The organism is Paenibacillus sp. B2(2019) (assembly GCF_008370385.1).
Lineage (GTDB): Bacteria > Bacillota > Bacilli > Paenibacillales > Paenibacillaceae > Paenibacillus_AQ.
Genome location: NZ_VTZR01000025.1, coordinates 258,743 through 270,805 on the forward strand (window position 1 = coordinate 258,743; position 12,063 = coordinate 270,805).

Annotated in this window: 8 protein-coding genes; 7 read left to right on the plus strand and 1 reads right to left on the minus strand. The window is 46.5% G+C overall.

The window, feature by feature from the left end:
• The first annotated feature begins 359 nt into the window (after positions 1–359).
• Entirely contained in the window at positions 360–1,253 is an 894-nt protein-coding gene (locus tag PAENI_RS32035; RefSeq protein ID WP_188114696.1) for a putative amidoligase domain-containing protein, read from the plus strand.
• A gap of 114 nt (positions 1,254–1,367) precedes the next feature.
• Here the strand turns inward: PAENI_RS32035 and PAENI_RS26315 are convergent, their stop codons facing one another.
• A complete protein-coding gene (locus PAENI_RS26315) occupies positions 1,368–2,165 on the minus strand; it encodes a GNAT family N-acetyltransferase (protein WP_149647287.1) in 798 nt (265 codons plus the stop codon).
• 275 nt (positions 2,166–2,440) lie between these two features.
• Here PAENI_RS26315 and mutS point away from each other — a divergent pair, with 275 nt between their 5' ends.
• From mutS to PAENI_RS26345, 6 genes are all read left to right on the plus strand, one after another.
• Entirely contained in the window at positions 2,441–5,194 is a 2,754-nt protein-coding gene (gene mutS / locus PAENI_RS26320; protein ID WP_149647288.1) for a DNA mismatch repair protein MutS, read from the plus strand.
• Between the two features lie 32 nt (positions 5,195–5,226).
• A complete protein-coding gene (gene mutL, locus PAENI_RS26325) occupies positions 5,227–7,212 on the plus strand; it encodes a DNA mismatch repair endonuclease MutL (protein ID WP_149647289.1) in 1,986 nt (661 codons plus the stop codon).
• 42 nt (positions 7,213–7,254) lie between these two features.
• Positions 7,255–8,034, plus strand: coding sequence for a class I SAM-dependent methyltransferase (locus tag PAENI_RS26330; RefSeq protein ID WP_149647290.1), 780 nt, complete (start codon positions 7,255–7,257; stop codon positions 8,032–8,034).
• Positions 8,024–9,004: a tRNA (adenosine(37)-N6)-dimethylallyltransferase MiaA gene (gene miaA / locus PAENI_RS26335; protein ID WP_149647291.1), complete on the plus strand. Its 981-nt coding sequence runs from the start codon at positions 8,024–8,026 to the stop codon at positions 9,002–9,004. Before PAENI_RS26330 ends, miaA begins: the two co-directional genes overlap by 11 nt.
• 19 nt (positions 9,005–9,023) lie before the next feature.
• Entirely contained in the window at positions 9,024–9,263 is a 240-nt protein-coding gene (gene hfq / locus PAENI_RS26340) for an RNA chaperone Hfq (protein WP_042128368.1), read from the plus strand.
• A gap of 139 nt (positions 9,264–9,402) precedes the next feature.
• Complete coding sequence (locus PAENI_RS26345; RefSeq protein ID WP_149647292.1) at positions 9,403–11,973, plus strand: transglycosylase domain-containing protein; 2,571 nt, start codon at positions 9,403–9,405, stop codon at positions 11,971–11,973.
• Positions 11,974–12,063: the final 90 nt, after the last annotated feature.

The window sequence follows — 12,063 nt, forward strand, 5'->3', positions numbered from 1 at the left end:
CAGAAGCATCTCTGCGGAGAAACCAGACCTCTGGTGAAAGAAATCGCTTAGAAGATACATATGATACTCTGCCTTCCGATAAGGCCCATAAACAGTGCTATAACATACTCGTGTATAATTTGAGCGTTCTGCAGATCACTCCACTAGGAGCAGGCCCAGGTATGCGCGCAGCCTCCGATTTGCTAGCCGGGGCTGTGCGAATGGATAGAGTCGATAGCAACGAATCAATGGGGGCTGCACCTGGAGTATGGCGTGGAGTAATGAAATTACTTCAGCGTATTGCTGTTCGGACTTTGTACAGCTTGGGGCTGGATAGCGGTGAGGTCCTGCTGAGGGCAATGGGGAATAGGAGGTATGTCGTGGAGGGAGTCACTCCACTACTACAGAGTTCCGGCAAATCATTGCCAGAGCCTTATCGTTCCGCAGCATTAGCGCTGGAACGGAGCCTTGCTCTGGAGCAGCCAGGCCGCAGCGGCCTGCTCATGGGCATGGACCCGGAGTTTATCATCCTCCGGGAGTCCACGGGCCGCGTCGTGCCTGCGTCGCGGTACCTGCCCACGGATGGCGTCGCAGGCTGCGACGCCGGACCTCCGGGAACGCGCGGCGCGTTCCCGGTCGCCGAGCTGCGCCCCCAGCCGCGCGGGGAACCACGCGCGCTGCTGGCGCAGCTGATGTCCGCCGCGGCTACGGCGGACCGGCTCATCGCCGACCGCACGCTGCGCTGGCGGGCGGGAGGTATGCCGCTGACGGGCTGGGCCCTCGGCGGCCATTTGCACTTCAGCGGCGTGACGCTGACGGCGCCGCTCTTGCGCGCGCTCGACAACTATCTCGCGCTGCCGATGCTTTTGCTTGAGGACGTCCGCGCGGGAGCGCGTCGTCCTCGTTACGGCGTGCTCGGCGATTTCCGGATTCAGCCGCATGGCGGCTTTGAGTACCGGACTTTGCCGAGCTTCCTGGTATCCCCGGTCATCGCTAAAGGCGCGGTCTATCTGGCTCACCTTATCGTGAGCCATTATGAAGACCTGACGCTACGCCCACTCGACCGGGAAGACCTGCATATCGCCTACTACGGCGGCGATAAATCCCCGCTGCGCGACGCAGTACCCCCTCTGCTGGCGCAGCTACGCTCTCTAGGCGGCTACGAGAAGGCCGCCCAATACATAGAGCCTTTATTTCAGTATATCGCCTCTGAACGAACGTGGGATGAATCTCGCGATATCCGTGAGCTGTGGTGCAGTAAAGTTAAAGCTTGAGCTTATATTTCAAAATATTAGAAAGTATTAGTTTTTCACATATCCCTTATATCTAATATTTCTCGCATAAACGCTTACCGTCCTAATAAGGACGCCGAAGGCGTTTATGCTTGTCTACATGTACATGATGCTCCAAGAGCCGATATCATGAAATCCAAGTCGTTTATATATGACCCCAGCATGAGGGTTGTCATAAAAGAGGCATAAAGATTTCCCTTCAGAGAGTAAGTCTGTGCATAGCTGTGCAACTACGCTTGTAGCTAATCCTTGCTCTCTGAATGCCTGATGAGTGGCAACCCCTACGATCATAGCTGACATGGAATTTTCCGCTGATGTTGAGGCCGTTGTAATCACCTGATCTTCACGTTTCATATAATACGTACGGCCAGTGCCAGTCGCCAATGTTTTACGTAGGCTGGTTCTCGATCCATCCCGACTGCTTTCAAACTCTTCTATTGTATCCGTAAGCGAACAAATCGCTTCCACATCCTGGATGGTTGCTTTAATAATGTTATCAACGGAAGAAGAGTACTGTATAATTTTAGCATTCATTTCCTTTAGCTCAGCAAAGTACAATTGCTTTTCTTGTTTAAAGTTAATTACTCCGTCAAAGGCTTTTACCACTTCGGTTACACCGGAAATCATATGAATATCGTTATCTTGTCGCATGATTGTAGCGAATCCTTCCACATCAAACGGCCCATCCGCGTAAGGAAGATAGCTTCTATAGAAACGTAATAGAACGGCTTTTATCCGACCATCAGATGGATCTATCTCTCCCCACAATGCCATAAAATCCTGTTCAAACCCGAAATTCTCTACATCTCCAATGATGAACAAATTAAGAGCAGGCTCTTTCTGTAGCAATGTCATTAGAAGTTCCCGATCATCCTCCGTAAGTCTTCGTATCATTTGATATTCTCCTTTTATTTTCTTATGATCTAACGCTCTGTGTTAAGATTTTACAATATTAAAATGCAGAAGAATACACCTCTTTCTAATGAACGATGGATGCTTGTAATATATACAAAAGGTACTACCCATTGAGCTTCAGGAATAGTGTCGGATTTCGTGATTTTTTGTCTGAGGATCGAGAAGAATGAACTTCTATGCGGTTGCAGGGTGACTTTGTACGCAAATTTTCTGTTATAATGGAGGACAGCAATAAATAGGCATGGAGGTTGACCATGGCACAATATACGCCAATGATTGAGCAATATTTAAAAGTGAAGGAAGGGGCAAAGGATGCCTTCCTATTTTTTAGACTGGGCGATTTCTATGAAATGTTCTTTGAAGATGCCATTTTGGCTTCCAAGGAGCTTGAAATTACGTTGACAGGTCGCGAAGGCGGGGGCGCAGAGAAGATCCCGATGTGTGGAGTACCTTATCACGCCGCCGAGGGTTATATTCAACGCCTGATTGAAAAAGGATATAAAGTCGCTATTTGTGAGCAATTAGAGGATGCTTCTGTCACAAAGGGAATGGTGAAACGGGATATCGTACGTGTCGTGACACCTGGAACAGTTATGGATGGAAAAATCATTGCCGACAAAAGCAACAATTATCTTGTTTGTGTAACCGAAAGTGATGGGATGATGGCATTAGCTGCATGTGATTTAACTACAGGTGAATTGTATGTTACTTCAGTGTTATCTGGTGCAGAGTGGCTGCGCGATGAGATTGGCATTTATGAACCGGCTGAGATCATCGGAGACCCGACGTTATTGGAGCTTTTACGTAGTGAAACGCCTCTGTTGGCGAAACCTGTTGTGTACACACCTTGGGAGAAACGTGAGGAGGAGCTGGCACGTCGACAATTCGGTGAAGCCGCATGGGTTCGTCTGGAGAAAGAACGTGGACAATGTCTAGCGCTGCTAATCTCCTATCTAAACGAGACGCAACGGCGTTCAATGGGACAACTTAGTCAAATTTCTCCTTATGAACCAGGTAATTATATGATTCTTGATCCGTTCACACGCCGAAATCTGGAGCTAACAGAGACGGTCCGAGAACGTTCTAAAAAAGGATCTCTTCTATGGCTACTAGACCGTACCGAAACATCCATGGGTGCGCGATTGTTACGTCGTAGAATAGATAAGCCGCTGTTGCAGCGCGCTCCGATCGAACGTCGCCTAGAAGCAGTTGATTATTTGTACAATCAGTTTATTGTTCGAGAGGACCTGCGTTTAGCGTTGAAGGAAATTTATGACTTAGAGCGGCTGGTAGGTCGTATTGCCTTTGGTAGTGCGAATGGTCGTGACATGAATGCCTTAAAGCTATCACTGGCACAAATCCCTGCTTTGAAGGAATTATGTATGACTTCAGGATCTGCAACCTTACGCGAGATCGGTGCTAGTATGGATGAATGTGCCGAGATACGGGAGGATATAGATCGAGCAATTGTTGAAGATGCGCCGGTGTCCGTGCGAGACGGAGGGATTATCCGTTCTGGTTATCATGCCAGGTTGGACGAGCTGCGGGAAGCTAGCAGTAATGGTAAACGTTGGATCGCCGAACTGGAAGCGAAAGAACGGCAAGCCACAGGCATCAAATCACTGAAGATCGGCTATAACAAAATCTTCGGTTATTTCATAGAGATCACCAAATCCAATCTGGCTTCGTTGCCGGAAGGGCGTTATGAACGTAAGCAGACACTTGCAAATGCAGAGCGATTTGTTATACCTGAGCTTAAAGAGAAAGAGGCACTGATTCTTGAAGCGCAAGATAAAATGACAGATTTGGAATATAGCCTGTTTACTGAACTGCGTGATCGAATCAGCGGCCAAATTCCGCGACTGCAGAATCTTGCGGAAAAGGTAGCTGAGATTGATGTGTATCAATGTCTGGCAGCCGTCAGTGCCGAGCATCGCTTCGTAAAACCTGTCCTATCGGATGGGTACGATCTTCGACTTGAAGGTGGTCGTCATCCTGTCGTGGAGGCTGTGTTAAAGGACTCGGCATTTATAGCAAACGGAAGTACGCTTAGTAAGGAAGATGGAAATATTCTTTTGATCACTGGTCCTAATATGGCTGGGAAGAGTACCTATATGCGGCAGGTTGCACTCATTTGTATTATGGCTCAAATTGGCTGTTTCGTTCCTGCCACCAGTGCAGAAGTTCCGCTAATTGATCGAATCTTTACTCGTATTGGGGCAGCTGATGATTTGATCGGAGGTCAGAGTACATTTATGGTAGAAATGGCCGACATACAGGTCATGACAGAAAAAGCAACAGCCCGGAGTTTAATTATCATAGATGAGCTTGGTAGAGGAACATCGACGAGTGAAGGCATGGCGATTGCACAAGCGGTAATTGAGTATGTGCACGATACCATTTCTTGCAAAGCTTTAGTTTCGACGCATTTTCATGAATTGGCCCACTTAGAAGAAAGTCTTAATGGGCTTAAGAATTACTCTATGGCCGTACAGGAGAGCGGGGATAAAGTAAACTTCCTGCGTAAGCTTGTTCCGGGAGCGGCAGACAGTAGCTATGGGATTTATTGTGCACGCCTAGCAGGGCTTCCTGAAGGGATCATTGATCGTGCTTACGGTCTGCTTCAGAGTATCGAGCAGGCGGCTCATCCAGGTGGTTCCTCTATTCATTATGGGGGTGGACTAGAAAGTCAGGCCGCTGCAAAAGAGGTCGCAACTACATCTACCCAACAACCCGATAATGTCATCGCAGAAACTTCGGGGATTCCTGCAGACTCCTATTCATCAATAGCAGATGAAGTAGTTCAACTGTCTATCTTTGGCGAGGAAGAACCACGTAAGAATCGGAAAGGTAGTGCAAATCAGTCGGCTGTAGTAACTGAAGTACAAGAGAATCCTGCGATAAAAGAATTCATCACTTCTGTGCGTAACGCAGATCTTATGAATATGACTCCACTTCAGGCTATGAGTCTGCTGAACGACCTGAAGATGAAAGCAAAGGATCTTTAATTATTGATTGCCTAAATAAGAGGTGAATGAAATTGGCCAAAATTCATATATTGGACGAGCATATTGCCAACCAGATTGCTGCGGGTGAAGTTGTAGAGCGACCAGCTTCTGTTGTGAAGGAGCTGGTTGAGAATGCTATTGACGCAGGAAGCACAAGGATTGAGGTTTCGGTGGAGGAAGGCGGTTTACAGAGCATCCGAGTAAAAGATAACGGCTCGGGGATCGAGCCTGAGGATTGCGAGACCGCCTTTTATCGTCATGCCACAAGTAAAATCGCTAATGGGCGTGATCTATTCCAGATCACTAGCCTAGGGTTCCGTGGTGAGGCGCTCCCCAGTATTGCTGCGGTATCCAAAGTCTCTCTTCTAACGGCTACTGCCGATGACGGCAAAGGACGCCTGATTGATATTGAGGGTGGTAATTTAATTCGGAATGAAGATTCCCCTTCGGGCCGTGGGAGCGATCTAGCGGTGCGTGAATTATTTTTTAACACACCGGCACGGCTGAAATACATGAAGAGTATCCAGACGGAGCTTGGTCATATATCGGATGCCATGTATCGAATGGCGTTAGCCCATCCGGGAATCTCTTTTACCTTGCATCATAATGGCAATCAGCTGCTGCACACGCTTGGTAATGGTGATCTGCTGCAAGTGATCGCAGCTGTGTACGGAACCTCCGCAGCTAAGGCTATGTTGCCGATTGCGGCAGAGGACTTGGATTATCGTATTTCTGGTTATATAAGTCGTCCGGAATGGACACGCTCAAATCGAAACGCAGTGACTACCATTGTGGGAGGACGATATATTCGCAGCAATGGTCTGAACGCAGCGATCATGCGTGCTTATCATACTTTACTTCCGATTAACCGCTATCCACTGCTGGTGCTCGAACTGGACATGCATCCTTCACTTGTGGATGTCAATGTTCATCCAGCTAAGCTGGAGGTTCGGTTTAGTAAGGAGAATGAGCTTTACACGTTTGTTGAACAAGAAATTCGTAAAGTATTGTTAGGGCAAAGTTTGATACCGCGCCCGGGTAAAGAAACCATTGGGCCAAAGGGCAGCAGTTCATTTATACAGGAGCAGTTTGCTTTTTCTAAAGGGTCAGTTCCGGCACCCCCACCGTCTGAGTTGGGCAAGGATTCAGTTCCTCAGGGATCTGGTAGTTCCTTTAGTAGACAACAACCATCAAATGTTGAACAGAGCGCCAGGGAGATCAGAAAAGAGGGGCAGATTGATACTCCGATGACTCGTGAAACGGCTCCATCCTACGGGTCAGGATACCAGTCTTCCTCTTCACAAGGACGTCAAAATAATGTGAGCAACAACTATGCTAATGGATATCGTCCGCAAGAAGCTTCATCTCTGCAGAGGCAGATTCCTTCTGCCCAAGCGTTATGGGCACCGCCAGTCGATGAAGAACCTGGGCTTCCTGCCTTCCCGGAACTAAATTATATCGGACAGCATCATGGGACTTATATTATCGCTCAGAATGACGGCGGGCTGTATCTCATTGATCAACATGCGGCTCACGAACGCATAAATTACGAGTTTTTTTATGAGAAGTTCGGTCGTCCTGAAGACGCTTCTCAGGATCTGCTTTTGCCAATTACGCTTGAGTTCACGCCTTCGGAAAGTCGTCAACTTAGTGAACGTTTACATTGGTTTCAGCAGGCTGGAGTGTACCTTGAACATTTTGGAGGACAGACTTTTCTGATTCGATCTTTGCCGTATTGGTTTCCTGAAGGCGAGGAGAAGGCGATCGTTGAAGAAATGGCGGAGTGGGTCTTGAGTGAACGATTGATTGACCTAGCAAAGCTACGAGAGAAATCGTCTATTCTATGCTCGTGTAAAGCCTCCATCAAAGCCAACCAGAAACTAACAGAACAGGAAGTCGAGGCCTTGTTGTCTCGTCTGGCAGCATGCAGACAGCCGTATACTTGTCCACATGGGCGTCCGATTGTGATTTCTTTTTCATCCTATGATTTAGAGAAATTATTCAAACGGGTGATGTAATTGTACGATTAGAAATTTGTTTATAGCAAGACTGGAGGCAACATGATTATAACTACGGGTTATAGCCCGATAATGGATATTGTAGAGCGAGCTCAGAATCTCGCAGAAAGAACGGGCTGTAAATACGCTCCACGCGAGAAATTCTCTATACCCAAGATGGTGGAACACTATGGAGATGAGGATATACTAATTCTTTCTCAAGAAGCCGTTCGTTTACACCGATTAGGGATGGAGCCTATGGAGTTTCACCCAAGCATGGGTTTTGTTCGTGCGAAACGGATTCTAAAGGGTGATATAGAACCGATGCTTGTCGCTGCTCGAATGCTTCCCGGAGATAGCGTACTAGATTGCACAGCGGGTCTAGGTGCTGATTCCTTGCTATTTGCTGTGCATGGTGGTGAGTCCTCAGAGATTACCGCTCTGGAGAGCTCATTGCCGCTGTACGCACTGCTCTTTGAAGGGATGCGGCATTATACCTCTGGGCAAGTAAGGGTTAATGAGGCCTTGCGTAGAATTAATGTCGTTCATAGTGAACATTTGGACTACTTACGTGCTCTACCGGATCGAAGTGTAGATATTGTATACTTTGATCCTATGTTCCGAGTGCCGCTGACCGGTTCTGCTTCGATTTCCCCGCTGCGGCAGTTTGCTAATCGTGCAGCATTATCACTAGAGAGTGTAGCTGAGGCGGTAAGAGTGGCCCGTAAAACTGTTCTTTTGAAAGAAAAGGCTCTGAGCGGCGAATTTGAAAGGCTTGGCTTTACAGAGCTGCTCCGGAGCAACTCCAAAACATCGTACGGGGTGATACACATTGACAACTAAAGAGAGACATAAGGTTCTAGTCTTACTAGGACCAACAGCTGTAGGTAAAACCAGGTTAAGTTTGGAGCTTGCGGCTGCATATAACGCAGAGATTATTTCTGGCGATTCGATGCAGGTTTATCGTGGTATGGATATTGGTACAGCTAAGATCACTCCAGCTGAGATGATGGGAATTCCTCACCACCTAATCGACATTCATGATCCACAGGACCCATATTCTGCTGCTGAATTTCAGGAACAAGGTAGCAGACTAATCGAAGAGATAAGCAGTCGTGGGAAACTTCCATTTATTGTTGGGGGAACGGGTCTCTATATTGAGTCCTTATGTTACGGTTTTCAATTCTCTGAAGCTGTGGCTGACGAAGCTTTCCGTAAAGAACAGGATCAATTTGCAGAAGAACATGGAGCGCTTGCACTGCATGCCAGACTTGAAGCCGTTGATCCGGTCAGTGCAGCGAAATTGCATCCGAATGACCGCCGTAGAATTATACGGGCACTGGAAATTCATCACCAGACAAACACCACACTTTCTGCTTCTCATGCAGCTCAAAAGAAGGAGTCGCCCTATGACTTATGCCTTATCGGTTTGACAATGGACCGGAAAATACTATATAAACGTATTGAGGACCGAATTGATAGCATGCTTGCGGAGGGTCTTGTTGCTGAGGTGAAGGGACTGCTGGAAAACGGCTACAGCAGAAGCCTTGTGTCCATGCAGGGACTGGGCTACAAGGAAATTGCCGCTTACCTCGCAGGGGAACTGACGCTTGAGGAAGCTGTGATACTGCTTAAACGCGATACTCGCCGATTCGCCAAAAGACAGTTGTCATGGTTTCGCCACATGAAGGAAATCGAGTGGATCGATGTCGAAGGTGAGCAAAACTTTTCTGAGAATTTCTCGAAAATACGTGCTATAATAGCAGGAAAGTTTCTCTCAGGTCTTGAATATACTTCTGAACAATATAATTGAACCATTGGGGGTACGTCATATGAACAAGTCCATTAACATCCAAGATACATTCTTGAACCAACTACGCAAAGAAAATATCCCTGCTACAGTATATTTGACCAACGGCTTTCAAATCCGGGGAATTATTAAAGCATTCGACAATTTTACAATCGTTATTGACAGTGATGGACGCCAGCAAATGGTGTATAAGCACGCGATTTCCACTTTTACACCACAGCGCAGTGTGTCACTTATGCAGGACAATAGTAACGAAGAATAACATTAACAAAATTGAAGTGAAACCTTTCTTGTTAATAAATCGTTTGAATAGAGTGTGAGAGAGCAACCTGAGAAGGTTGTTCTTTTCATTCAGAGAAGTCCATACATGATTTATTCAAGGAAGGGAGTCAGGAGGCATCATGTCTAGAGATGATACATCAAGGACGAACAACAATAGAAATAGAGGATCGTCCAGTTCCAATTCAAAACCAAAACCGAAAAGTAAGAAGAAAAAGAAGTTTTTGACTAAAAAGCGTGTGCTGTGGAGCTTGTTCTTTGCTACAGCGTTGGCCATTTTCTGTGCGCTTGGCGGTTATCTGTTCATTATGCTGAATGGGCAAAAACTTCTCCTAGAGAACCAAGACAAGCTGACCGTAAATGAAACTACAAAAGTATATGACCGCAATGCTAATTTAATCGGCGAATTATCGCTTGAGAAAAGTGATCCTGTAGTGTATGAGAAGATTCCACCGTTATTGATCAATGCCTTTGTGGCCACAGAAGATAAACGCTTCTTTGAGCATTCTGGTGTGGATTTATGGTCAATCGGCCGGGCAGCGGTAAAAGATATTGCTGCACGCAGCATGGTAGAAGGTGGTAGTACCATTACTCAGCAGCTGGCCAAAAACATCTTTTTGACACGGGATAAAACATTTTTCCGTAAAGCGACTGAGGTATCCATTGCTGTAGCATTGGAGAACCAGAAATCTAAAGAAGAGATCATTACGATGTACCTGAACCGAATAAACTTTGGGGGTACGATCTACGGAATTAAAGCAGCATCTGAAAGATATTTTGGTAAGAGTGATCTGAATGATCTGAAAGTTTGGGAAATTGCGACACTGGCTGCGATGCCTAAGGGACCGTCTCGTTACAACCCTCTGCGTAACCCAGATCTTTCAAAGGAACGTCGTGCAGTAGTACTTCAGCTCATGTACGAACAAGGTTATATTACGGAGCAAGAGAGAGACGAAGCACAAGCTGTGGATTATAATTATAAGCCACCTGAAAAGAAACAGCGTTATCAAGCTTTTATTGACTTCGCAGTGGAAGAAGCAGAAGAAAAGTTTGGACTATCCGAAGATGATCTGAATATTGGTGGTTACAAGATATACACCACGATGGATAAGCACGCTCAAGAAACCGTAGAAGATGCTTTTGCAGACAGTGATAACTTCGAGAAGAGTGTAGACGACGAACTGGTACAAGGTTCTATGACCATCGTGAATCAAGAGAATGGCGGCATTGTCGCACTTCTAGGTGGACGGAATTATGAGAAAAAAGGCTACAGCCGTGTAAATGGCAGCCGACGTTCTCCTGGTTCAGCCTTTAAACCAATCGTTGCTTATGCTCCAGCACTGGAAACTGGAAAGTACGACAAGTATTCTACGTTAAGCAACGAGAAGCAGTGTTTTTCCAACTATTGCCCAACTAACCTTCACGGATATTCCAAGAGTATTAGTATGAGTGATGCTATACAGAAATCAGAGAATATTCCTTCGGTCTGGTTGCTTAATGAAATTGGAGTGAATACCGGATTTAAGTTTGCCAAGAAATTGGGGATTGGACTGGAAGACGAGGACAAGAACCTCTCACTGGCTCTCGGAGGTATGAGCAAAGGAACGAATACACTGGAAATGGCACAAGCTTACAGTGCTTTTGCAAATGGCGGTGAACTTCGAGAATCATATTCCATTAAATCGATCACTGATAGTAGTGGAGAGACCGTCTTCAAGGCTAATACAACGCCTGAGCGTGTTATGAGTAAGCAAACGGCTTATCAAATGACCGAGATGATGCAAAAGGTTGTAGAGAGTGGTACGGGTAGAAAAGCAAGGATTGATCGTCCAGTTGCTGGTAAGACCGGTACGACTCAAAGTGGATATTCTGGAATCAGCTCGAACCGTGATGTTTGGTTTGTGGGATATACACCTGAATGGACAGCTGCTGTGTGGATGGGTTATGACAAGCCAAGCAAGAAACATCTGCTTAAGAATAGCAGTGGGCTTGCCGCAGCATTCTGGGGTAAAGTGATGGAGGAAGCGTTAAGGGATGTTCCTAAGAAGTCCTTCCCACAGCTAGATAATGAAATCGCTCCTGCACCTACAGAAACACCTGAACCAGCTAAGAATGTTAGTGGACTTACTGCAGCTTATGATCCATCTACGATGACAGTAAATCTGGGCTGGCAGGCAGTTCCTGTTGCGGGTGTAGAATATCGTATTTATCGTAGAGAGACATCCGAGGCTGATTTCGGTTTACTGTTAAATACGGTCACGACTAGTGCAGGAGACTTTAGTGCAATGCCTGGTCTGGTTTACGAGTATTATGTTACTTCCTACGATCCTGCAACCCAAGTAGAAAGTGAACCATCGAATGTGGTTACTGTCTCTGTGCAGGATGAGATGCCAACACCTGAGCCAACCATTGATCCTAATCTCCCGACACCAACCCCTGAGAATGGTGGAGACAATGGCTGGGATAATGGCAACGGTGGTAATAATGGTGGTGGCAACGATGGAAGCGGGAATAATGGTGGAACAGGAACCTTGCCTGAATTCACTACGCCTCCACCGTCAGCAACACCGATACCTACCGCTCCGCCAGATGTACCTTCTGGAGGCGGAAGTTCGGGGAATGACAGTGGTAATGCAACACAAAGCCCTGATCAAGAGGCTAGCAATGTGAATGGTGATTCTTCTGTTCAATAGTGATGCTTTGAATTTATGAAGTTAGCTTTTCTTTTCCTGAGGCTGTCTCAAAAGTAGTGAATGCTACTTATGGGACAGCTTCTTTCTTTT